Source organism: Kitasatospora sp. NBC_01266, assembly GCF_036242395.1.
GTDB lineage: Bacteria > Actinomycetota > Actinomycetes > Streptomycetales > Streptomycetaceae > Kitasatospora.
In genome coordinates this window covers 119255-143890 of the sequence record NZ_CP108459.1, presented here as the reverse complement: position 1 = coordinate 143890, position 24636 = coordinate 119255, and the positions used below count along the sequence as shown (strand labels likewise).

Annotated in this window: 12 protein-coding genes and 1 pseudogene; 2 read left to right on the top strand and 11 right to left on the bottom strand. The window is 70.7% G+C overall.

All coding sequences use genetic code 11. The annotated features are described in order from the left end of the window. Positions 1-1481: 1481 nt before the first annotated feature. The 4 genes from OG403_RS36615 to OG403_RS36600 form a co-directional block, all read right to left on the bottom strand. Positions 1482-1733: a hypothetical protein gene (locus OG403_RS36615; protein WP_329572925.1), complete on the bottom strand. Its 252-nt coding sequence runs from the start codon at positions 1731-1733 to the stop codon at positions 1482-1484. Then, positions 1730-2080: a hypothetical protein gene (locus tag OG403_RS36610; RefSeq protein WP_329572923.1), complete on the bottom strand. Its 351-nt coding sequence runs from the start codon at positions 2078-2080 to the stop codon at positions 1730-1732. The genes OG403_RS36615 and OG403_RS36610 overlap by 4 nt, the downstream gene beginning before the upstream one ends. Positions 2081-2291: 211 nt before the next feature. Next, positions 2292-2642, bottom strand: coding sequence for a type II toxin-antitoxin system PemK/MazF family toxin (locus OG403_RS36605; protein ID WP_329572921.1), 351 nt, complete (start codon positions 2640-2642; stop codon positions 2292-2294). Then, complete coding sequence (locus tag OG403_RS36600; RefSeq protein ID WP_329572919.1) at positions 2639-2884, bottom strand: hypothetical protein; 246 nt, start codon at positions 2882-2884, stop codon at positions 2639-2641. The genes OG403_RS36605 and OG403_RS36600 overlap by 4 nt, the downstream gene beginning before the upstream one ends. A gap of 94 nt (positions 2885-2978) precedes the next feature. On the opposite strand from OG403_RS36600, the gene OG403_RS36595 reads away from it, so the two are divergent. Then, complete coding sequence (locus tag OG403_RS36595; RefSeq protein WP_329572917.1) at positions 2979-5498, top strand: DEAD/DEAH box helicase; 2520 nt, start codon at positions 2979-2981, stop codon at positions 5496-5498. A gap of 67 nt (positions 5499-5565) precedes the next feature. Here the strand turns inward: OG403_RS36595 and OG403_RS36590 are convergent, their stop codons facing one another. From OG403_RS36590 to OG403_RS36570, 5 genes are all read right to left on the bottom strand, one after another. Further along, positions 5566-6219 carry a hypothetical protein gene (locus OG403_RS36590; protein ID WP_329572915.1) on the bottom strand — a complete coding sequence of 218 codons (654 nt, stop codon included), beginning with the start codon at positions 6217-6219 and terminating at the stop codon, positions 5566-5568. 385 nt (positions 6220-6604) lie between these two features. After that, positions 6605-7075 carry a MarR family transcriptional regulator gene (locus tag OG403_RS36585; RefSeq protein WP_329572913.1) on the bottom strand — a complete coding sequence of 157 codons (471 nt, stop codon included), beginning with the start codon at positions 7073-7075 and terminating at the stop codon, positions 6605-6607. Then, positions 7075-7611, bottom strand: a complete 537-nt coding sequence (locus tag OG403_RS36580) for a hypothetical protein (RefSeq protein ID WP_329572911.1) — start codon at positions 7609-7611, stop codon at positions 7075-7077. The genes OG403_RS36585 and OG403_RS36580 overlap by 1 nt, the downstream gene beginning before the upstream one ends. A 665-nt stretch (positions 7612-8276) precedes the next feature. Next, a complete protein-coding gene (locus tag OG403_RS36575; RefSeq protein WP_329572909.1) occupies positions 8277-9146 on the bottom strand; it encodes a hypothetical protein in 870 nt (289 codons plus the stop codon). Positions 9147-10078: 932 nt separating this feature from the next. After that, on the bottom strand, positions 10079-11284 hold the full coding sequence (locus OG403_RS36570) for an FAD-dependent monooxygenase (RefSeq protein WP_329572907.1): 1206 nt from the start codon (positions 11282-11284) through the stop codon (positions 10079-10081). A 179-nt stretch (positions 11285-11463) separates the two neighbouring features. Between OG403_RS36570 and OG403_RS36565 the strand changes: the two genes are divergently transcribed. Further along, a complete protein-coding gene (locus OG403_RS36565) occupies positions 11464-12408 on the top strand; it encodes a TetR/AcrR family transcriptional regulator C-terminal domain-containing protein (protein ID WP_329572905.1) in 945 nt (314 codons plus the stop codon). Between the two features lie 88 nt (positions 12409-12496). On the opposite strand, the gene OG403_RS36560 is transcribed toward OG403_RS36565, so the two are convergent. Both OG403_RS36560 and OG403_RS36555 read right to left on the bottom strand, forming a co-directional pair. Beyond that, positions 12497-13411, bottom strand: a complete 915-nt coding sequence (locus OG403_RS36560; protein ID WP_329572903.1) for a proline iminopeptidase-family hydrolase — start codon at positions 13409-13411, stop codon at positions 12497-12499. A gap of 1 nt (position 13412) precedes the next feature. Further along, positions 13413-24590 (bottom strand): annotated as a pseudogene (locus OG403_RS36555) (type I polyketide synthase); the annotation flags it as partial. Positions 24591-24636 lie beyond the last annotated feature (46 nt).

Genomic DNA, 24636 nt, shown 5'->3' with positions numbered 1-24636 from the left:
AACGGTTAAAACACCCAAATCTTCCAGAAACTGAACGAAGTACAATGACGGGTTATCCCTACGGGCCTTCGGCCCTCCGTGCGCACCGCGCTTCGCGCGGTGGCGGACCCGCTCCGCGGGTCCGGGCTCGCCTTCGGCGAGCCTCTCGCCCCTTCGGGGCTCGGTGGCCTGACCTTCGGTCAGGCTGGCCCGGCTTCGCCGGGCCTGGTCGGTCCGCTTCGCTCCCCTCCCGAGCCGCTCCCCTCCAGGGCCGCTCCCACTCCCCTCCCGAACCGCTTCGCTTCGCTCCACGGCCCTCAACAGCTGAGCCCACTTCAAAACACCAGCCCCCACTGTCCTAGACCTACAAACAGCAAACTAGAAAAGACACCCTCCCTCCCCCCAGACCCCCACTCCCGCACACACGGACCCGCCCCACCCCGGCCCCACCCGAGTGGAGCCCGGCACTCCGCGCCGGCCCAGAGCCGCTCCCCTCCCCTCCACAGCCAGCCCCGGATGGCCGAACCCCAATCTCATCGTTGATCACGGCTTCAACCAACCCTCCAGACAAGGCTTTCAATCACCCAGGACCAGCTCAGTGGCCCGACCTCCGGTCAGGCCGGCCCGGCTTCGCCGGACCTGGTCGCCTCCGCTCCGCTCCCCTCCCGAGCCGCCCCCACTCCCCTCCGACGGCCCTTGGCGACTGAGCCCATATCAGAGCAACTGAGCAGCACTGTTTTGAAGCTTCAAACAGCTGACTGGGACGCGGGCGGGCCAGCCGCAGGGGACCTGGGCCACCGTCCGTCCGGGCCGGGTCCACCTGGCACTACGCCCCCCTGACCGACCACCACATCCCGAGGTCAACCGTCTCGCGTCTCCCCTGGCCGTGTATCAGAACTCCTACTGTCAGACGATCCCGCCCCACAACCCATGCGAACCCAGCCGAAAACACCCCGCCCCTTTCTCAATGAGTCCGGTCCTGAAAACCCACCCGAGCCAGAGCGAGAATCCACCATCCATCCGAATCAAAAACCGGCCATCGAGAAACCTCGCCAAAATCCATACACATCCCCGGACACCCCTGAAACGACAGCCACGACGGCGATGTGCCAATTCACATGGGGCGGTTGGCTGAGCATTCATCGGGCCGGTCGTCAGGTGCGGCGGATGGGGTGTGGTGGCCGGGGATAGCCGTGGGTGACCTCTTCGGGGGTCCAGGGGTAGTGCGGGTGGGCGTTGCTGACGGGCCCATCTGGGCGTGGTCGGTGCTCGGCTGCGGGTGTCGGGTGGTTGGGGTGGGCGGAGCCGGCAGGCCTCGGCGAGGGCGGACGCGGATCTGCAGCGTGCTCGCACCGCGCTTCACCGCCAACACGCCATACTTTTCAGCGGCCCTCACACCCCGCTCGGCATTATTGGAATTCGTTTGAATTCATATCTTGGCACGGACCGGCGGGAAATCAGCGACCTCACCCTAGTCCTCCGCAGGGGCCCAGGAGAGGTTTCTAGAGGGACTGGACGCGGAGGATGTACACGCGTTCGTCACGCGGGACAACCAGGTACCAGAAAATACCGTCTTCGATGTCAGCGGTCTTCATTTTTTCGCCGATTCCCTGGTAGGCAGTGCCGTCCAAGTAGAGCGCTGCGGCGGCGCGAACGATCTCGGCGGCTTTTTCCTCGACCTGGGCAACGAAGGAAAGCGGTGCGCCGGCGATGACGTTCTCTTCATCAGGGTTGTACTCCCAGCGCCAGGTCACCCGCGCACCGCCTCGACAGCGGCGTTCACGATGGCTCCGGCGAGGGCGGCCTGCTGACGGCGCTCTTCCGGGGTCTCTGCGTGGTTAGCGAGGTACTCGGCGCGGTGTAGCTCGGCGAGCGTCTCCGGATGGCGCGCGATTTCGATATCTACAGCCCACTTCATGGTGAAGCGCAGCAGGGGCTTGAGGCTGTTGTGCTCCACCGCCTCCGTCATGGCGCGTGCCTGCTCTGCGGTCATCTCGGTCAAACGGTGAGGGATGAGGGCTGCCACGGCCTCGTACAGAGCCGTCGGCGTCTGGGCAGGCCGCGGAATCAGTTCGGGGCCATGGATCGGCTGAGCGCTCATTCGTTCCTCCTTCGGGTAGCCAGGACACCGTACGGCAGCCCTGGCATGGCCCGGGGTGGGTCGGACTTCCCGGTCGCCTCCGGGCGTAGCTGGGCAGGCGTGCCGGGTGACTGCCCGCCCGCAGGCGCTGGGCGGGCAGTCGCCCGGCGGCCCCCAGGAGCAGCAGAACGGCCCGGCCGGGAGCAGGGGGCGGGATATCACGGGCGGGGGGTCACAGGTCGATCATCAGCCGGAGGTAGGTGCGGATCTCGTCGGCTTCCTTGTCGGTGACGGTGCCGAGCGGGCGGCTGCTGGTGAGGCGCTGTTCGGAGATGGTGCGCACGTCGTCGGTGCGGGCCCAGGTGGGCCGGTTGAGGCCGGTGCGGGAGGAGGTGAGGGGGACGTGGTGGGGCAGGCCGTGGTCGGCGGTGGTCAGGGGGACCACGATGGCCATGGCGGTCGGGAAGGAGGCGAACAGGGGGCTGGAGACAACCACCACGGGGCGCCGCCCGGCCTGCTCGGAGCCGATGACCGGGGAGAGGTCGGCCATCCAGACCTGCCAGGGGGCGGACTTGCGGCTCACGCCTCACCGGCCAGGCCATCGCCGGCCACGGCGTCCCACTCGTCCAACTCGTCCTGGTAGTCGGCCCACGCCTTCGGGTCGGCCTCCAGACGGGCGTAGGCGGCCAGGATCTGGGCCTTGCGGTGCTCGGTCAGCAGGTGTTCCAGAGCGGCGTTCAGGGTGACCCCGCCGAGGTCGTCGGCCGCCAGGCGCGCGAGCTCGTCACGCACCCCGGCCTGCACCTTGATCGTCGTCATCGTCATACCAAGCAGAATACTCTGGAGTATGCCAACTGGCATACCGCTGTTCCGGCAAAGGCCCCGGTACGGTTCTGGGAACAGGTGAGGGAAGGGTTCTGTGAGCATCGCAAAGCCAGGTCTGGCGGCCGGGATCACCCTGCGGGGCCACCAGGAGGAGGCGTTGGGGGCCATCGTGCGGGGTCTGACGCTCCGTCCGGGGCAGTCGGCGCCGGACGGGCTGCGGGTCACGGTCCAGATGGCGACGGGGTCGGGGAAGAGCTTCGTTGGGGCGGCGGCCGGGCAGAGGCTGGCGCCGCACGGTGCGGTGCTGGTGGTGGTGCCCACCTTGGATCTGCTGGTGCAGATGGTCGGGTCGTGGCGGAAGGCCGGCCGTTCCGGCGCGATGCACGCGGTCTGCTCGCTGGTCGACGGGGAGTTGCCGTTCGGGGTGAGCGCCAGTACCAGCCCGTTGATGGTCGCGATGTGGCTGTCCCAGGCGGCCCAGCGCCGGCGGCCGGTGACGCTGTTCGCCACCTATGCCTCGGTCGGGGTGGTCGCGGACGCCTACCACTACTGGTCCGAGCGCAACGGCCAGGCGCTGCCCGCGCTGGCGCTGATGGTCTGTGACGAGGCGCACCGCTCGTCGGGGAGCGCGGAGAAGTCCTGGACGGTCGTGCACGGCCAGGAGGAGATCCCGTGTGAGCGGCGTCTGTACATGACCGCGACCCCGCGGATCTGGGCGCCGCCGAAGGCCGGTGTGCGGCAGCGGGAGGGGGCGTTGCAGCCGCTGCCGGAGGAGTTGGCCTGCTCGATGGACGATGAGCGGATCTTCGGGCCGCAGGTCGTCACGCTGGGCCTGGCCGAGGCGATCGACCGCAAGCTGCTGGCGCCGTTCGACGTGGTGGTGCTGGAGCTGCGCGACCCGGATGCCGACCGCACCGCGGCGGGTCGTCAGCCGGTGCCCTGGGGCCCCGGGGTGGGCGAGGACGCCAGCGGCGAGCAGGACCTGGTGCCGGCGGCACGGATCGCCGCGATCCAGGCCGGGCTGGTCAAGACGGTCGTGGAGCGGAACCTGAGCCGGGTCATCACCTTCCACAACCGCACGATCGAGGCCCGGTACTTCTCCGAGACGCTGAACCAGACCGTCGACCGGCTCCACCTCGAGAACCCCGGGAAATACCCCGCCGAGTTCTGGGCGCAATGGCTCTCCGGTGAGCACGACGTGGATTTCCGCAAGGACGTCATCCAGGGCTTCGGCGAGGCCGAGGAGAAGGATCGGCTGGCGCATGCCGTGATGTCGAACTGCAAGGTCCTGGGTGAGGGAGTTGATATGCCGAGCGCGGATTCGGTGCTTCTCCAGGGCCGGGGCAGCATGGTCGATATCGTCCAGGCCATCGGTAGGGCGCTGCGGATGAAGCCCGGTGAGGGGAAGACCGCCAGCATCATCGTGCCGGTCTTCCTGAGGCCGGGTGAGGAGCCCGGGGACATTCTGGAGTCGGAGTCCTATGCGCCGCTGGTCAAGATCCTGACCGCGATCAGGTCGCACGACGCCCGCCTGGTCGAGACCCTGGCCGTGCCGCAGAAGTCCGGCGCTCGGACCACCGGGCGCAGCGCCGAGGCCCAGATCGCGCCCGGTGAGGGGGAGGGTGGGGCGGTGGCGTTCACGTTGCCGGTGCGGTTCCAGCTGCCGGTGGATCCGGACGTGCTCGCGCTGTTCATCGCCACGCGGGTGCTGACGAGTGAGAGTCAGTCCTGGCGGGAGGGGATCGGGCACGCCAGGCGCTGGTTCGAGGAGACCGGCGGGCTTGAGGTCCCCTATTCCACGGTGGTCGGGCAGGAGGGGAATTTCCCGCTGGGAAAGTGGCTGTCCGACCGGCGGGTGGAGTACGCGGCTGGTGAGTTGGCGCGGCACCGGGTGATGATGCTCGACGGGCTCGGGATGGTCTGGTCCGTGGCCGGTGCCCGGTTCGAGGCCGGGCTGGACTGGGCGCGGATCTGGGCGAAGGAACACGGCGGCTCGCTCGCGGCGCCCGCGCGGGCGTCCGTCGGCGGGTATCCCATCGGCAGCTGGCTGGCCGCACTGCGCGCCGCCGCCGAGGTCCCCGCCGGCGGGCCCGGCGCCCTGGACCCGGACCGGCGCAGGGCGTTGGAGGAGATCGACCCGTGGTGGTGCCCCACCTGGCCGATCACCTGGCAACGCACCTACGCGGTGGCCAGGTTGTGGTGGCTGGAGTCAGATGGCCGGGTCAACTGGACCCAGCTGCCCGCGGAGACGGTGTTCGAGGGTGAGCAACTCGGCCGCTGGGTGCACGCTCAGCGGGCCAGCTGGCCCGAACTGGCTGAGGAGCAGCAGGATCTGCTGCTCGCGATCGGCATCGAGGAGGACTCCGAGCTGGTGGCGGCGCGAGTGGCGGCTGCGGCGAAGCCCAAGGTCTCGCGGGCGGACCGCTTCCAGCACCACCTGACCGCGCTCGCCACCTACGTCGAACGCGAAGGCCACGCCCGCGTCCCGCGCACCCACAAAACCGTCGAGGGACTGGCACTGGGAGTGTGGCTCAACAACCAGAAAGCGCGGAGGGAGAAGCTGACCGCCGGTCAGCTCGCGCGGCTCGCCGAGTACGGCGTCGAGTGGGCCTGATGCCGGCCGGGGCGCCCGCTCGCCCGGTCTGCGCGGGGCGGGGCGGGCACGCCGTGGCACGGTTCGGTCAGGTGCCGCTGGCCCACAGAACGGCGCCGGAGCAGGTGTAGTTCCCTCCGTTGGGTGCGTAGAGAACCATGTCGCCGTCGGTCTGGAAGCACACGTAGGCGCCGTAGTTCCGGTGGTCGGTCCAGCCGGTGCCGGTCTGCCACTGGAGGTAGTCGGCGCTGTTGTAGATGAGGAGGTTGCCGGTGGTCGTCATGACGATGGTGTTCGGCGAGCCGGTGTTGGTGCCGGAGGCCCAGACCGCCGTGCCGGTGTTGTTGTAGATGACGAAGTTGCCGTCGTTCTGGCTGGCGAACATGTAGTCGCCCGCGCAGACGTAGCTGATGGAGCCCATGGACTGGCCGGGCAGCAGATAGTGCACGGGGCTGTTGCTGTTGCTGCAGGGCGTCGAGGTGAACGCCGGGGCCGCCTCGGCGACTGCGGGCGCGGAGGACGGGGCACCGGACCAGGCCGGTGAACCCGGTGTGCCTACCGGGGCGGCCGGCCGCAGCGTTGAAGCGGCGGCACCGGCCGCCGGTTGTGAGGAGGGGGAGGTGAGGGTGACGGTCAGCCCTGCGGCGGCGGCCAGGACGGCGGCGCAGCCGGTGAGCACGAGCGTGGCGCGGCGGCGGGTACGACGCACGATGCCGTCGGAACGGAATGTGACCTGGATCACCTCTTGGTCGGCGTCACCGTGAGGCCCGAGGCGGTCCGGTCCTGCCGACCCGCCGTCAGTCACCAGGCGTCGGCCTGCTCGAGTGGGCATCACCAACCGGCCCGCCGACAGGGCCGGACACGCAGTTGCCCCGGCGCCTGTGCTTGGCGTCGGGGCAACTCTCTGCGCGGCATCGGGTCCGCCGGGCCGGCGGACGTGGCGTGCGGTGCTCCAGTGCGGCCGCCACAACTCACGGTCCAGACCCGGCGAAGCGGCTATAGCACGCTACATATCAGATCCCACATGCGTTGGCATACATCCATCGCCGAGATCAGCATCACCGCAGGTCAAGGCGGTGCAGTCAGCAATACATATCAGCGCGCGCATGGTCCGCACGGCGCGCGAATCAGACGAGATGCAGCTTCGGCGCTGCCGACTTCCTGCTCTTGGCCTTGGCCTTGGCGGCGGACGAGGAGGGAGTGGACGTGCGGGCCGGACGCTCCGGGCTGGTCGGAATATTCAGCGGCCAGTCCGGGATCGTCGCGTCGTTCATCGCTGCCATCGCCTGGCGCGGCCCCTCGTAGGCCGCCAGGGCGCGATGCAGTCGGACGCGTCCGCGTCGCCGGATCTCGGGCGGGTCGATGATCCCCAGGTCCGAGAGCTTGCCCAGCGCCCTGCTGATGTTGGGCTGGAGCACTCCCAGGCGCTTGGAAAGCTGGGCCTGGGTGATGTGCACGGCGCCGCCGGGCTCCTGCCGGGCGAGGAGGATGTCGAGCACGTCCCGCTCGGTGGGCGTCAGGCCGGCGTTCGGCAGGTACTCGAAAGCCATGCTGTTGTACCAGAACGACGCGCTCGGGGTGTGGGCCGGTGATGTCATCAGGCCGCCTTCCTCGTGCTCTCGTACGGGATCTTGATCCGCTTCATATCCATGATCGCCGCACCGATGCTCTTGATCGAATGCAAGTGCGCTTCAGTGCCCCAGCCGAAGGCCCAGTCCGGATTGACCTGGTAGAGGCACCTGATGATCTTCCAAGCGAAGTTCGTCGCCTCCAGCTTACTGATGGCCCTCGACACCGACCCCTGCGAGCACCCCAGCCGCGTGGCCAGCTCGGACTGCTTGCCGTGCCACTGGCCTTCCTCGTTGATCTCGGCCGTCATGATGTCCAGGACCGCACGCTCGCGCTGGGAGAACTCGAACCGCCAGACGTTGGCGAGCAACTCCCGGTCCGTGGCCACCCACGACCCACCGTGAGTGTGTGCGGGCTTGCTCGGCTTGTTGGAGTCGGCAAGCAGCGTGAACCCGATACTCGGGTTCTGCGCGCGCAGCTGCTCGAGGCCACTGCCGATGAGATCGGCCAGACCCTGCGCGATGGCACCCTCCGCCCTGCCGTGCCCCGCCGGCTTCTTGGCCATCGGCTCTCCCTTCTCCTGGTGACGGTAGATCACCAGTCAACATATCAGGGCTCATATGTTTCGTGATGTATCTCCGCCTTCGTCGTGTCTCCGGATCAAGGGGCCGCTGGCATCGGTGGTCAAGCGGTGAGATGTATCGCGGTATGGGCGGCATACAACTCGGCCTGACGAGGAGAGATATATTCCACCCTGGGTGAATACAAAATTCGCGTTTCCGCAGGTCAGAGGCCTACCGCCTTCTTCTAAAGAAGCCCGGGTGCCTGGTTGCCGCTACGACCGCCGACCCTGACCATCGCCCACCTGTGGTCAGGCGGCCCGCCATCGATCAGCAACTACCCAGCGAAGACGACGAGTTGAGGGTTGATGCGGCCGGCCTGGCGGCCCCGCGGAGGCGGGGACGGCTGCAGCTCCCCGGTGGTCTCGGCACTCGGGAGCAGATCGCTATATTCCGGGTTCCTGACCTCGACCACCGCATGGTCACCCCCGCAGGCAGCAGTACGGGCAGCACCGGGCGGAGACCAGGTGCAGGTGGCGACCCGGGGACCACCCTGCCGCTCGGTGAGGCCGGCGCCGCACGGAGGGTCCCGGTCCCGGCAGCTGAGGTCGGGGCTGCACGGCCGGGGAGCCGGGGATGTCACTCCGAAGAGGATGACGACAGTCGGGGATCAGACGGCGTACAGGTGGCGTTGACGGGTCTCGGCACGCTCGCGAGCCTGCTCCAGCATCGCGAGAAACTCCGGGTCGTCCAGGCGCATGTCCTCGGGCATGTTGGCGACGACCTCGTACATGTCGTCCGGATCGGCATACCCGGCGATCATCTCGTTGAGGAGGTAGACGCCGCCCCGGCGGCTTTCGGAACGGCGGACCAGCCGGGCGGTGTTGAGCCGACCCATCGACCGGGTGACGGAGGTTCGGTCTCGCGGCTTCTTGCCCCGGGAGACGAGTCCGGTGGAGATGTCGGCGTGCGTCGCGATGACCCGGCCGCCAGGCTCCTGCAGTCCCATGAGGACGTCCAGGACGTCACGGTCGAGTCCGGACAAGCCAATACGACTGATGACGCCGAAGGCGTTCGTGGGTGTCCACAGCATCCGGCTCGCGGTACTCATACGACCGACTCCTTCCTGGCCCTCTTCTTCCGAAGCTCCTGAGGTTCCGGCTCCGGGAGTACGGGCGGTCGAAGCAGTCCGTCCGGCGCGCCCACACTGTTCAGGTATTCCAGCGCTTCGGCCGCCCTTGATCGTGACGAAGGGATTCAGCCAGTAGAAGCCGCGCCTTTGCATCCACAGTAGATCAAGCGCTGCAAGGTCGTTGATGGCCTTGCCGACGTGCTGCTGATACATGCCGAGCCCATCAGCGATGGACTTCTGGGTGGTCTTGAGTACGGCGCCGTACTCGGCCTCGCCTGCCATCCAGTGCCAGACGCGGACCGGCGTGTACTCCCTGAAGTAGGTCACCAGCCACTTGTTGAACGCCGAGGAGTCGATCTGCCACTCGTTGCCGTACATGACCAGCGGGTCAGCGTCGCGTGAGACCACCAGCCCGAGTGTGCGGGTACGCGGCAGTTGGCTGATGGCCGCATCGGCGCCGTGCTCTTGCAGGGTCCGTCTGAAGGCGTCGAGCGCTGACCTCGCTTTGCTGCTGGCGTGTTGAGGAGGTGATGTGGCTTGCGAGCCGGGAGCCGGCCTGACTGGCTTGGGAGCAGCTGCCATGGTGCGCGGGCCCCTCTCAGTGATCAGCGGACGCGCAGATCCTAGCCGGGTGTGCAGTGGAAACCACGGATTGGTGCACTGCACTGCACATGGGGCGCGTCGGGTACACGCTGGAGCGTGTAGTGATCATGAAATGGCCTCGGAGTACACGCCCCCCATGTGTACTCCGAGTACACGCCTCAGCGGGCACTGGAGACCCGCCAGATCGCGGACGGGGCATCTGAGGAGCCCGCTGGACCGGTGCGCGAATATACGTGGAGACGTGTATTGATCATGGAATTCTGCTCCTGAGTACACGTCCTGACGTGTACTCAGAATCCGGAAAATAGCCACTGACCTGCGGAAATGTCCGAGGGCCTCTTTAAATAAAAAGAAGGCTCGCGGCAGGGAGCTGTGGCCACTGCACTGTCATCGGCCGAGCTGCCACCGTGGGCCAGACACCTTTTCACTTCACACTGAGTAACCGTCAGCAAGGTCCAGGTGTCCCACCCGGCACACCGGCCCGGTTGCTCCGCTCAGGCGTGGGTCCCCGCGACCTTTACTGCCTGGTTGCCCGGGCACGGGCGCCAGCCCTGACATGGAGGAGCACGGAAAGGGCCGTCAAGGCCCGGTCGCGGCGGCAGCCGCGATTCCGTGATCGGCGCGGTAAGGGCCACTTCGCCGTTCCTTCAGTTGACAACGGAGCCTGGCCCGGGCAGCGGTAGCGTCACGGATGGCCGGTTCTCTTATGGGCGGCGGGTCGACAATTGTTCCGCTTGCTACAGGCGGCGGTCGTAGTCGGGGAGGGTGATGGCTCCGGCTTTGGCGGACTGGGCGGCGAGCAGGTTGCGCATCGGCCAGCGGTTCATGGAGCGCATCGAGGCGGCCCGTAAGCGGATGGCGAGGGCGCTGGAGGGTGCGTAGCCGGAGGCGCCGCCGGGTGGGAGCTGCTGGCCCTGGGTGATGTAGGGGCGCATGACCTGGTCGTAGTTGCGGAAGGCGATGCGGTGGTCGCCGGCAGCGGCGACGAGTTCGCCGGCGAGCACGTAGGCACCGACAAGAGCGAGGCTGGTGCCCAGGCCGGTCAGCGGGGTCGGGCAGTAGCCGGCGTCGCCGAGCAGGGCCACGCGGCCGCGGGACCAGTGGTCGAGGCGCACCTGGCCCATGGAGTCGAAGAAGAAGTCGGAGGAGGTGCGCATCGCTCTGAGCAGGCGCGGGACCTGCCAGCCGGCGTTGGCGAAGCGGCGGGCGATCAGGTCCTGCTGTGCGGCGGTGTCCCGCCGGTCGTAGCTGACCGGGGCCGACCGGAAGCTGAGGCCGACCTTGGTCTCGCCGGGGAGACGGCCGGGCCGGGCGGAGGCGACGAGCCCGCCGGGGGCGTTGTACATCTGGTACCAGCCGTCGAGGTCCAGCTCCTCGGTGGCGGTGAACCACGCGGTGTAGATGTCCAGCGGCCGGACGTGGTCGGCCTCCGGGCCGAAGGCCAGCGAGCGCACCACGGAGTGCAGGCCGTCGGCTCCGATGACCAGACCGTAGCGGGCGGGGGCGGCCTTCTCGAAGGTGACGGTGACTCCGTCCTCGTCCTCGTCGAGCCCGGTGATGGTGTCGTCGAAGAGGTACTCGACACCCGGCAGGGTGGCTTCGTACAGCAGTCGGCCGAGGTCGCCGCGCAGGATCTCGATCTCGGAGACGATGCCCTCGCCACCGAAGCTGTCCGTGGGCATCCGGGCGGTGATGCGGCCGGTGGAGTCGACGAACGCGAGGCCGCGCTGGTCGACGCTCAACGCCCGCACCTGGTCCATCAGGCCCATCCGCGTCATCACGGTGCGGCCGGCGCCGCGCAGATCGACGGTCTGGCCGCCCGGCCGCGGAGCCGGCGCGCGCTCGACGACCGTGACGGTGAAGCCTGCTTTGTGTAGCCAGTACGCTACGGCGGGTCCAGCGATGCTGGCACCGGAGACAAGGATGTCGGTGTTGTTCCGCATGGCTTTGAATGTACGGCACACGCAGCGGGCGGACAAGCTCTAAACTGCTTCAGAACTGGGGCATTGGCAAGTAGTGTACTAGTGCTTTGGCATCGGAACAGCTCACCTGCGATGGCAGCCCGAGACCTTCCGGCGCGGTGGCCGCGCTGGCTAGGTGTACTAGTACGGAAGGGACGCCGGTGAACCGACGGGCAGCGCCGCGCTACCGCCAGATCGTCGCCGAACTGCGGCAGCGGATCGAGACGGGTGAACTCGCACCGGGCGACCGTATCCCCTCGACCCGTGAGATCACCCGGCAGTGGGGTGTGGCAATGGCGACCGCCACCAAGGTACTCACCGAACTGCGTCATGCGAGCCTGGTCCGCCCGGTGCCGGGCGTCGGCACCGTCGTCGACACCGGCAGCCGGTCGGCAGGCGCCGCTCACTCCGCCGCGACCGGCCTGCGCAGGAACGCCTCGGACCGGGCGCTCACGCCCGAGCGGATCGTCGCCACCGCCATCGCGGTCGCCGACGCGCAGGGCCTGGCCGCGGTCTCGATGCGCCGGGTGGCCGCCGAACTCGGAGTGGCGACCATGTCGCTGTACCGGCACGTGACCGACAAGGACGACCTGCTGGCGCAGATGATGGACCGGGCCTTCGCCACCGCGTCGGCAGCGCCGTTTCCCGCCGACCCGCCGGAGAGCTGGCGGGAGGGGCTCGAACTCGCCGCCCGGACGCTGTGGGCGATGTTCCGTCGGCACCCGTGGCTCGCGCCGGCGCTGTCGATGACCCGACCGCAGCCGATCGCCAGCGCGGTGCCCTTCACCGAGTGGATCCTCACCGCCCTGGACGGCCGCGGGCTCGACCTGCCGACGATGTTCACCGCTCATCTCACGCTGCTGAACTACGTGCGCGGCACCGCGGTCAACGGCGAGCCGAAGGCCGAGGCGGACAGCGGCCCCGCCGGCGAGGAGTGGATGGGCACGCAGGGGCCGGCCTTCCAGGCGATCCTGACCGGTGGTCGGTTCCCGGCACTGGAGCGGCTCACCGCGGCCGGGTACGACTTCGACCTGGACGAGCTGTTCGAGTTCGGTCTGCAGCGCCTGCTCGACGGCATCGCCGCACTCATCCGCGAGGCGCCCTGAGCCGTGGGCGGAGCGGGCTAGGAGCAGGCGGTCCCCCGCGCCGGGAAGGCGCGGGGGACCGCCGGGTGGTACCGGCTGTGAGCGCCCGTCACCCCTGGGCGGTCGGCAGGGTGTCGAGGAACTCGCGCATCACCTTCTGGAACAGCTCCGGCTCCTCCAGGTGGGGCAGGTGGCTGGACTCCTCGAAGATCTCCCAGCGGGAACCGGGGATGAGGTCGTGGAAGGGCTGGACGGTGGCGGGGGTGGCCTCGTCGTGGCGGCCGGAGATGATCAGCGTCGGGACGGCGACGGCCGGGCAGTAGTCGATCACCGACCAGTCCTTGAGGGTGCCGATGACGTGGAACTCGCTGGGACCGTTCATCGCGTAGTAGACGGTCGGGTCGTTGTAGACCTCGTAGAACGAGGCCAGGTAGTCGCGGGGCCAGGGCTTGAGACGGCAGACGTGGCGCTCGTAGAACGGGCGCATCGCCCCGTGGTACTCCTCGGTGTCCGTGGTGCCGGCCGCCTCGTGGCGCTGCAGGACCTCGTTCACCTCCGGGGGCAGCTCGGCGCGCAGCCGGGCCGCCTCCTGGAGCCAGAGCGGGTAGGAGGCCGGCGCGTTGGCGATGACCAGGCCGCGCAGGCCGGCCGGCCGCTCGGCGGCGAACTTGGTGACCAGCAGGCCGCCCCAGGACTGGCCGAACAGCACGTAGTTGTCTTCGATGCCCAACTGCCGCAGCAGGTTGGAGAGTTCGTCGGCGAAGAGCTCAGGAGTCCAGAAATCGGCCCCCTTGTCGGGCAGGTGGGTCGAACCGCCGTTGCCGAGCTGGTCGTAGAGCACGACCGGGCCGGTGTGGGCGGCGAGCTCGTTGAGGTTGCGCAGGTAGTCGTGAGTGCTGCCGGGGCCGCCGTGGACGGCGACCAGGGCCGGGCGCCCGGAGGAGAGGTCTCCGGTCACCTGGTACCAGGTCTCGTAGGGGCCGAACGGGACAGTGCCCTTCTTGCGCTTGAGTGTCGCCGTCATGTCACTTCACTTCCTGCTGGGTGTGTGCGGTCGGGGAGACGGCGAGCGTCTCGGTGGTGTCGAGGGCCTGGGCGGTGAGCCACTCCTCCAGAGCCCGGGCGGTGAGGTCCGCGCGCTCCTCGATGAGCGTGAAGTGGTTGGCCGGCACCGGGCGCAGCGTGTGGGTGGGCTCCCAGGGCTCGGCCCGCCCGGTGGTCAGCTCCGGCGAGGGGTTGTCGCCGTCGGGGACGAAGGACTGGGTGCACTGCACGAAGAGCACCGGCGCCTGGAGCGGCTGCTGCGGCAGCTCGGGGACGAGCTCCACCCAGCGCCCCATCGCGGACAGCCGCGTGGTGTCGAACCGCCCGAACGCGGACTCCTTGTCGAACAGGCCCTGGGCCAGGGCGTCCATCGGGACGCCTTCGCTCGCGCCGTCATGGACGGTGTAGGTGTCCAGCAGCACCACTCCGTGCGGGCGGATCCCGTAGACCTGCTCCAGGTACCCGGCGGTGGCGTAGGCGAGGGTGCCGCCCGAGGAGTAGCCGACCAGGACGAACGGCTCGCCGCCGGCCGTCTCCAGGACGGTGCGGGCCAGCCCCTGCACGGCCGCCTCGGGGGTGGCCGGGAGGCGCTCACCCGCGTCGAAGCCCAGGATCGGCAGCGCCGACGCCCGGCGGCGGCCGGTCAGCCGGGAGACCAGCCGGGCGTGCTGGTAGGCGCCCCCGGTGGCCATCGGCGTGTTGATGAAGATCAGGTGCGGGCCCTCGGGGCCGTCGGCCAGCCGGGTGGCGGTCGGCACCTGCTCCAGTTCGGCGGCGTCGGCGAACGAGGGCCGGACGGCCGCCGCCGCCCGCAGCAGGTCGAAGCCCTTGTCGGCGTGCCCCCCGAACACCGCACCGTGGAACAGGTCGCGCAGGGTCTCCCCCTCGGCCTGGGGCCGGCGCACCTCGGCCTCGGGCGCGGCGGCGGACATGTCGGCGGACGGTGCCTGCACCGCGTACTCGTCCAGCAGCAGGGTGGCCAGGCGGGCCGGGGTGTCGCTGTCGAAGACCACCATCGGGGGCAGCTTCAGCGCGGTGTCCCGGGCCAGGGCGTTGCGCAGCTCCATCGCGCTGAGCGAGTCGAAGCCCTGCTCGAGGAAGCCGCGCTCGACGTCGACCGCCGTGGGGTCGGAGTGCCCCAGGATGGCCGCCGCGCGCTTCTGGACCAGGTCCCGCAGCTGGGCCACCTGCTCGGCGCGGGGTGCCTGCGCGATCCGCGGCCAGATCAGCTCGGCCTCGACGGCCTTGGTGCCGGCCGTGCGGCGGTGGGTGGTGGTGGGGCGGAGCAGGGCGGCGATGTCGTCGGTACGGGTGTTGAGCGCCGCGCGGTCGACGTGCAGCGGGACGGTGGCGGCCTGCCCGGAGGCGAGCGCCGCGTCGAACAGGGCCAGCGCCTCGCCCGGCTCCAGCGGGGGCAGGCCCTGACGCTGCATCCGCTTCACATCGGTCTCGGAGATGTACTGACCGAGCCCCGTGCCCAACCACAGGCCGTAGGCCAGGGAGGTGGCGGGCAGACCCTGGGCGTGCCGGTGCTGGGCCAGCGCGTCCAGGAAGGTGTTCGCGGCCGCGTAGTTCGCCTGCCCGGCGGCCAGGATCAGCCCGCCCGCCGAGGAGATCAGCGTGAAGAACGCCAGCGGCAGCTCACGGGTCAACTCGTGCAGGTACCAGGCCGCATCCGCCTTGGGGGCGAGGACGCCGGAGAGGCGCTCGGCGGTCATCGTGCCGATCAGCCCGTTGTCACCCGCACCCGCCGCGTGCACCACACCCGTGAGCGGGTGGGCGGCGGGGACGGTGGAAAGCAGGTCCTGCAGCGCGGCACGGTCGGAGACGTCGCAGGCCGCGACGCTCACCTGCGCACCCAGCGCGGACAACTCGGCGGACAGCTCGCCGGCGCCCGGCGCTTCGGCGCCACGACGGCTGGTCAGCAGCAGATGGCGCACCCCGTACTCGGTGACCAGGTGACGGGCCAGATGCGCCCCGATGCCACCGGTGCCACCGGTGATCAGCACCGTGCCCTCCGGGTCGACCGACACCTCGGCAGCAACGTCAGCCACCACCGGCGCCAGGCGCGGGACCAGGACGCGGCCGGAGCGCACCGCGCTCTCCGGCTCGCCCGAGGCCACCACCGCCGCGAGTCCGTCCAGGCCCTCGGTCAGGTCGGTCAGCTGGATCCGGCCCGGGTTCTCCGCCTGCGCGGCACGCACCAGACCCCACACCGGGGCCTGCCCCAGATCCACCCCCTCACCGGACTCGACCACCACCGCGTTGCGGGTGGCGACCACCAGCGAGGAGGCGGCGAACCGCTCGTCACCGAGCCAGGCCTGAAGCACCGCCAGCGTTTGCTCGCCGGCCTCCCGCACCGCGGCGGGCACCGCGCCCTCGACCGCCGGGACCCGGTAGACGACCACACCCGACACCGCACCGGCCTCGGGCAGGGCGTCCCAGAGCTGGTAGGCGGCCTCACCCGACACCGCGCCCGGCAGCGCACGCCAGCCGATCCCGAACAACGACTCCTGACGCCCACCACCCAGCTGCTCCTGAGACACCGGACGGAACGTCAGGCTGCGCACGGACAGCACCGGCTCGCCCGTCGTGTCGTAGGCGTCCAGGGACATGGTGGTCTCACTGGTCCAGGCGATGCGCACCCGCAGGGTCGTCGCGCCGACCGCGTAGAGGGACACCCCCTCCCAGAAGAAGGGCAGCAGCGGGCGGGCGCCGTCCTCGCCGGTGTCGGCCGCGGTGGAGCCGCCGACGCCGAGCGCGTGCATGGTGGCGTCGAGCAGGGCGGGGTGGATGCCGAAGTCCGCGGCGTCGCCGTGCGCCTGCTCGGGCAGTTCGATCTCGGCGTAGATGTCGTCGCCGGCCGTCCAGGCGGCCTTCAGGCCCTGGAAGACGGGGCCGTAGTGGTAGCCGCGCTCCTGGAGGACCTCGTAGGCGTCCGCGATGTCCGCCGCCGTGGCACCGGCCGGGGGCCAGGCCCTCAGGCCGGTGGCGGCCGCGATGGCACCGGTGCCGAGCAGGCCGTCGGCGTGCAGCAGCCACGGCGAGTCGGGCAGCGCCGACTCGTGCCGGGAGTGAATGCGCACGGGGCGCCGGCCCAGGTCGTCGGGAGAGCCGACGGAGACCTGCAGCGCGATGCCGCCCTCGGCGGGCAGCACGAGCGGCGCCTGGAGGGTGAGTTCCTCCACCGTGGTGCAGCCGACCTGCTCGCCGGCCTGCAGGGCCAGCTCGACGAAGCCGGTGCCCGGCAGCAGCACCGAGCCCAGGACGTCGTGGTCGGCCACCCACCCGTGGGTGGCCGCCGCCAGACGCCCGGTCAGCACCACGTCCTGCGAGCCGGCCAGGGCGACCGACGCACCGAGCAGCGGGTGACCGACGGAGGCCTGGCCGTGATGGGTCACATCGGCTGCCACCTCGGCCTTCAGCCAGAACCGCTGGTGCTGGAAGGCGTAGGTGGGCAGGTCGATGCGGTGGGCGCCGGTGCCGGCGTGGAAGGCTGCCCAGTCGATCCGGGTGCCGGCCGTGAAGAGGCGGCCGATCGCGGTGAGCAGGGTCTGAGCCTCGGGCTGGTTCTTGCGGACGGCCGGGACGACGACGATCGGGTCGTCGCTGTCGAGGGTGGTCTGGGTGAGCGCGGTCAGGATCGCGTCCGGCCCGAGCTCCAGGAAGCGGGTGACACCGCGTCCGTGCAGGTACGTCACCGTGTCGGCGAAGCGGACGGCCTCACGCAGGTGACGGGTCCAGTAGTCCGGGGTGCCCCAGTCCTCGGCGATCGTGCCGTGCACGCCCGCCACCACCGGGATGGTCGGCTTCTGGTAGGAGATGCTCTCCGCCACCAGGTGGAACTCGGCGAGGACCGGGTCCATCAGCGGGGAGTGGAAAGCGTGCGAGACGCGCAGCTTGGTCGTCTTGCGGCCCTGGGCGGTGAACTCGGCGACGATCGCCTCGACATCCGCCTCGACACCCGAAACCACCACCGAGGAGGGGCTGTTGATCGCCGCGATCCCGACCGTGTCACTCAGGTGCGGCAGCACCTCGGCCTCGGTCGCCTGGAGCGCGGCCATCGCGCCACCGGCGGGCAGCGCCTGCATCAGGCGGCCGCGAGCGGCCACGAGGCGGGCGGCGTCGGCCAGGGTGATCGCGCCGGAGGCGTGGGCGGCGGTGATCTCACCGATCGAGTGCCCGGCCAGGAAGTCCGGCCGCACCCCCCACGACTCCACCAACCGGAACAACGCCGTCTCCACCGCGAACAACGCGGGCTGGGTGAACGCGGTACCGGCCAGCAGCTCCGCGTCCTCCCCCCACATCACATCCTTCAGCGGCCGGTCGAGGTAGGTGTCGAGGGCCGTGACGGCCTCGTCGAGCGCGGTAGCGAACACCGGGAACGCCGCGTGCAACTCGCGTCCCATCCCGAGCCGCTGCGCACCCTGCCCCGTGAACACGAACGCCGACTTGCCCGTACGTACCAGGTCCTGGACCACGCCAGGGCCGAACGCCCCACCCGCGACCGCCGACAGCCCCGCCAGCAACTCCTCGCGGTCCCCGGCCACCACGACCGCGCGGTGCTCGTGCGCCGTGCGGCCGGTCACCGTGGAGTACGCCAGGTCGGTCAGCGACACGTCCTGCTGCTCGGCGACCTGAGCACGCAGCCGGGCGGCCTGGGCGGCCAGCGCCTGGGCGGAACGGGCCGAGAGCACGACCGGCAGCACCGGCAGTTCCACGTGCTCGGCGGCCTCCGCCGCCTCCTCGACCGGCGCCTCCTCCAGGATCACGTGGGCGTTGGTGCCGCTCAGACCGAACGAGGAGATACCCGCGCGACGCGGGCGCTCGCCGGCCGGCCACTCCACGGCCTCCGTGAGGAGCTCGACGTTGCCGGCCTCCCAGTCGACGTGCGGGGTCGGCTCGTCCACGTGCAGCGTCTTCGGCAGCACCTCGTTGCGCAGCGCCAGCACCATCTTGATGACACCGCTGACACCGGCCGCCGCCTGGGCGTGGCCGATGTTGGACTTCAGCGAGCCGAGCCAGAGGGGCTTGTCCGCCTCCCGGTCCTGCCCGTACGTGGCCAGCACGGCCTGGGCCTCGATCGGGTCACCCAGCTTGGTGCCCGTACCGTGCGCCTCCACCACGTCGACCTCGGCCGTGGTCAGGCCGGCCGAGGCGAGCGCCTGCTGGATGACGCGCTGCTGCGAGGGACCGTTGGGCGCGGTCAGGCCGTTGGACGCACCGTCCTGGTTGACCGCCGAACCCCGCACCAGGGCGAGGACCGGGTGGCCGTTGCGGCGCGCGTCCGAGAGGCGCTCGACCACCAGGACGCCGACGCCCTCCGACCAGGCGGCGCCGTCGGCCGCACCCGCGAAGGACTTGCAGCGCCCGTCGGTGGCCAGACCCCGCTGGCGGCTGAACTCGACGAACATGTCGGGGCTGGCCATCACGGCGACACCGCCGACCAGGGCCAGCGTGGATTCGCCCGAGCGCAGCGACTGGATCGCCAGGTGCAGCGAGACCAGCGAGGACGAGCAGGCGGTGTCCACCGTCATCGACGGGCCCTCGAGGCCCAGGGTGTACGACACGCGGCCCGAGATCAGGCTGCCGCCGGTGGTGGCCGCGGCCTCGGTGCCCTGCCCGTAGTCGTGGTACATCACGCCGGCGAAGACGCCGGTCTTGCTGCCCTTGAGCGAGCGCGGCTCGATGCCCGCCCGCTCCAGCGCCTCCCAGGACACCTCGAGCAGCTGGCGCTGCTGCGGGTCCATGACCAGGGCCTCGTTGGGGCCGATCCCGAAGAAGCCGGGGTCGAAGTCGCCCGCCTCGTAGAGGAAGCCACCCTGGTTGGCGTAGGTCTTGCCGGGGGTGCCCGGCTCCGGGTCGTAGACGCCCGGGTCCCAGCCGCGGTCCTTCGGGAAGCCGGAGACCGCGTCCCGGCCCTCGGCGAGCAGGTCCCAGAGTTCTTCGGGCGAGGTGACGCCGCCGGGCAGGCGGCAGCTCATCGAGACGATCACGATCGGGTCGTCGTCGCCCGACGTGGCGCGGGCGGCACCCGCAGCGGCGGTGGCGGTCGTCGTACCGGCGAGGCTCTCGCCGAGGTACGTGGCGACGGCCCGCGCGTTCGGGTAGTCGAAGACCAGCGTGGCGGGCAGGCGCAGACCGGTGAGTGCGGCGAGCTGGTTGCGCAGGTCGACGGCGCTCAGGGAGTCGAAGCCCAGCTCCTGGAAGGCCCGGTCGGGCTCGACGGCGTCGGCCGAGGCGTGGCCCAGGACGGCGGCGACGGTCTCCCGGGCCAGCTCCAGGAGGGCATCGGCACGTTCGTCCGTGGACAGGTGGGCCAGGCGCGTGGCGAAGAGCGAGCCGCCGTCGGCCGCACCGCCTGCCGCGCTCTTGCGGGTGGTGCGGCGGTGGGTGGTGGCGGGGCGGAGCAGGGCGGCGATGTCGTCGGTGCGGGTGTTGAGCGCCGCGCGGTCGACGTGCAGCGGGACGGTGGCGGCCTGCCCGGAGGCGAGCGCCGCGTCGAACAGGGCCAGCGCCTCGCCCGGCTCCAGCGGGGGCAGGCCCTGACGCTGCATCCGCTTCACATCGGTCTCGGAGATGTACTGACCGAGCCCCGTGCCCAACCACAGGCCGTAGGCCAGGGAGGTGGCGGGCAGACCCTGGGCGTGCCGGTGCTGGGCCAGCGCGTCCAGGAAGGTGTTCGCGGCCGCGTAGTTCGCCTGCCCGGCGGCCAGGATCAGCCCGCCCGCCGAGGAGATCAGCGTGAAGAAGGCCAGCGGCAGCTCACGGGTCAGCTCGTGCAGGTACCAGGCCGCATCCGCCTTGGGGGCGAGGACGCCGGAGAGGCGCTCGGCGGTCATCGTGCCGATCAGCCCGTTGTCACCCGCACCCGCCGCGTGCACCACACCCGTGAGCGGGTGGGCGGCGGGGACGGTGGAAAGCAGGTCCTGCAGCGCGGCACGGTCGGAGACGTCGCAGGCCGCGACGGTCACCTCGGTGCCCAGCGCGGACAGCTCGGCGGACAGCTCGCCGGCGCCCGGCGCGTCGGCGCCACGACGGCTGGTCAGCAGCAGATGGCGCACCCCGTACTCGGTGACCAGGTGGCGGGCCAGATGCGCCCCGATGCCACCGGTGCCACCGGTGATCAGCACCGTGCCCTCCGGGTCGACCGACACCTCGGCAGCAACGTCAGCCACCACCGGCGCCAGGCGCGGGACCAGGACGCGGCCGGAGCGCACCGCGCTCTCCGGCTCGCCCGAGGCCACCACCGCCGCGAGTCCGTCCAGGCCCTCGGTCAGGTCGGTCAGCTGGATCCGGCCCGGGTTCTCCGCCTGCGCGGCACGCACCAGACCCCACACCGGGGCCTGCCCCAGATCCACCCCCTCGCCGGACTCGACCACCACCGCACTGTCAGTGGCCACCACCAGCGAGGAACCCGCGAACCGCTCGTCACCGAGCCAGGCCTGAAGCACCGCCAGCGTGCGCTCGCCGGCCTCCCGCACCGCCTTGGGAACAGGATCGGCCACCACCGGGACGCGGTAGACCACGACGCCCGACACCGCACCGGCCTCGGGCAGCTCCTCCCACAGCTGGTGAGCGGCCTCACCCGACACCGCGCCCGGCAGCGCACGCCAGCCGATCCCGAACAGCGAATCCTGACGCCCACCACCCAGCTGCTCCTGAGACACCGGACGGGAGATCAGCGAGCCCACGCTCAGGACGGGCTGGCCGGTGCTGTCGGCCACCGTGACGGTCACCGTGTTCGGGCCGGACGGCGTGATGGCCACCCGGAGTTCCGACGCGCCACCGGCGTGCAGGGTGACGTCGTTCCAGGAGAACGGCAGGACCGTGGACTCGTCGGTGCTGGATCCGTCGTCGATCAGCGCCACGTGCATGGCGGCGTCGAGCAGGGCCGGGTGGATGCCGAACTCCGCGGCGTCGCCGTGCGCCTGCTCGGGCAGCGAGACCTCGGCGTACAGCACGTCGCCGGACTGCCAGGCGGCCTTCAGGCCCTGGAAGACGGGGCCGTAGTGGTAGCCGCGCTCGAGCAGCAGCTGGTACGCGCCCTCGACGCCGGTCGCGGTGGCACCTGACGGCGGCCACGCGGTGAGGTCCGCCGCCGGGGCGGCTCCCGGGGCCAGGATGCCGTCGGCGTGCCGCGTCCACTCGGCGTCCTCGGCGTACTCGGGGCGGGAGTGGATGGTCACCGTACGGCGGCCGGCGGCGTCCGGGGCGCCGACCCAGACCTGGACGGCGACACCGCCGTGCTCGGGCAGGATCAGGGGCGCCTGGAGGAGGAGTTCTTCGATCTTGTCGCAGCCGGCTTGGTCGCCGGCGCGGATGGCGAGTTCGACGAAGCCGGTGCCGGGGAAGAGGATGCTGCCCAGGACGTCGTGGTCGGCCAGCCAGGGCTGGGTGTCGACGGACAGGCGTCCGGTCAGGACGACCTCGCCGGAGTCGGCGGAGGCCACCGAGGCGCTCAGCAGCGGGTGGGCGACCGGGTCCAGGCCCGCCGAGCCCACGCCCGCGCCACCGCCGGTGGCGGCCTCCAGCCAGTACCGCTCGTGCTGGAAGGCGTAGGTCGGCAGATCCGCCCAACGGTCCTCGCCCGCACCGAAGTACGCCGCCCAGTCCACGCCGACGCCCTGTGCGTGCAGCCGTGCCAGCGCCGCTACGAGCTCACGGGCTTCCGGGCGGCCGCGGCGGACGGTGGGGATGAAGGTGGTGCCCTCGGCCTCGCCCACGCTCTGGGCGGCCAGCGCGGTCAGGACCGCGTCGGGGCCGAGCTCCAGGAAGGTCTCGACACCGCGCTCGTGGAGGAACGTCACCGTGTCGGCGAAGCGGACGGCCTCGCGCAGGTGGCGGGTCCAGTACTCGGGGGTGCCCCAGTCCTCGGCGATCGTGCCGTGGACACCGGAGACCACCGGGATGGTCGGCTGCTGGTAGGAGATGCTCTCCGCCACCAGGTGGAACTCGGCGAGGACCGGGTCCATCAGCGGGGAGTGGAAGGCGTGCGAGACCTTCAAACGGCTGGTCTTGCGGCCCTGGGCGGTGAACTCGGCGACGATCGCCTCGACATCCGCCTCGACACCCGAAACCACCACCGAGGAGGGGCTGTTGATCGCCGCGATCCCGACGGTGTCCGTCAGGTGCGGCAGGACCTCGGCCTCGGTCGCCTGGAGCGCGGCCATCGCGCCACCGGCGGGCAGCGCCTGCATCAGACGCCCACGGGCCGCGACCAGGCGGGCGGCGTCGGCCAGGGTGATGGCACCGGAGGCGTGGGCGGCGGTGATCTCACCGATCGAGTGCCCGGCCAGGAAGTCCGCACGCACCCCCCACGACTCCACCAGACGGAACAACGCCGTCTCCACCGCGAACAACGCGGGCTGGGTGTAGGCAGTGCTCGCCAGCAGCTCCGCGTCCTCGCCCCACATCACATCCTTCAGCGGCCGGTCCAAGTGCTCATCGAGCGCGGCCACGGCCTCGTCCAACGCGGCAGCGAACACCGGGAACGCCGCGTGCAACTCACGGCCCATCCCCAGCCGCTGCGCACCCTGACCCGTGAACACGAACGCCGACTTGCCCTCACGCACCGACCCGGTCACCACACCCGGCGACCCCACACCCTCCACCAGCGCGGACAGACCCGCCAGCAACTCCTCACGCCCCCCGGCGAGGACCACCGCACGGTGGTCCAGCCGGGCCCGACGCGTGGCCAGCGCACGACCGACACCCGCCAGCTCAGCCGACCCCAGCCCCTCGGCGAACGCGGCCAACCGCTCCGCCTGGGCCCGCACCGCCTGCGCGCTACGACCCGACACCACCCACGGCACCAACGGCAGTTCCACCGGCTCGGCGGCCTCCGCCGCCTCCTCGACCGGCGCCTCCTCGACGATCACGTGGGCGTTGGTGCCGCTCAGACCGAACGAGGAGATACCCGCGCGACGCGGCTGCTCGCCGGCCGGCCACTGGACGGCCTCGGTCAGCAACTCGACGTTGCCGGCCGTCCAGTCCACATGCGGCGTGGGCTCGTCCACGTGCAGCGTCTTCGGCAGCACCTCGTTGCGCAGCGCCATCACCATCTTGATGACACCGCCGACGCCCGCCGCCGCCTGCGAGTGGCCGATGTTCGACTTCAGCGAGCCGAGCCGGAGCGGCTTGTCGGCCTCCCGGCCCTGCCCGTAGGTGGCCAGCAGCGCCTGCGCCTCGATCGGGTCACCGAGGGTGGTGCCGGTGCCGTGCGCCTCGACCGCGTCGACCTCGGCCGTGGTCAGGCCGGCGTTCTCCAGCGCGGTGCGGATGACGCGGCGCTGGGAGGGGCCGTTGGGCGCGGTCAGGCCGTTGGACGCACCGTCCTGGTTGACCGCCGAACCGCGCACCACCGCGAGCACCTGGTGCCCGTTGCGCCGGGCGTCCGAGAGGCGCTCCAGGAGGAGGACGCCGACGCCCTCCGACCAGCCGGTGCCGTCGGTGGCCGCGGCGAAGGACTTGCAGCGGCCGTCCTTGGCCAGGCCGCGCTGGCGGCTGAACTCGACGAAGACCTCGGGCGTGGACATCACGGCGACACCGCCGGCCAGGGCCAGCGTGGACTCGCCCGAGCGCAGCGACTGCGCCGCCAGGTGGATCGCGACCAGCGAGGAGGAGCAGGCCGTGTCGATGGTGACCGACGGCCCCTCGAACCCGAAGACGTAGCTGACCCGGCCCGAGGCGATCGAGCCCGTCGCGTTGTTGTACGGGTAGTCGTGGTACATCATCCCGGCGTAGACGCCGGTCTTGCTGCCCTTGAGCTGCTGCGGGTCGACACCGGCGCGCTCGAAGACCTCCCAGGACGCCTCCAGCAGCAGCCGCTGCTGCGGGTCCATGATCAGCGCCTCGTTGGGGCTAATCGAGAACAGGGCCGGGTCGAAGCGGTCGGCCTCGTGCAGGAAGCCGCCCTGGTTGACGTACGTCGTGTTCGGGCGCTCCCCCTCGGGGTCGTAGATGCCCCCGGTGTCCCAGCCGCGGTTGACGGGGAACTCCGTGACGGCGTCGCGTCCCTCGGCGACCAGCTGCCAGAGCCCCTCTGGGGACTCGACGCCGCCTGGGTAGCGGCAGGCCATGCCGATGATCGCGATCGGTTCCCGGGCCGCGGTCGCCAGCTGCCGGTTCTGGGTACGCAGACGGGCGGTTTCCTTCATGGACGCCCGGAGTGCGTCGAGGAGCTTCTGATCAGAGTTGGACATC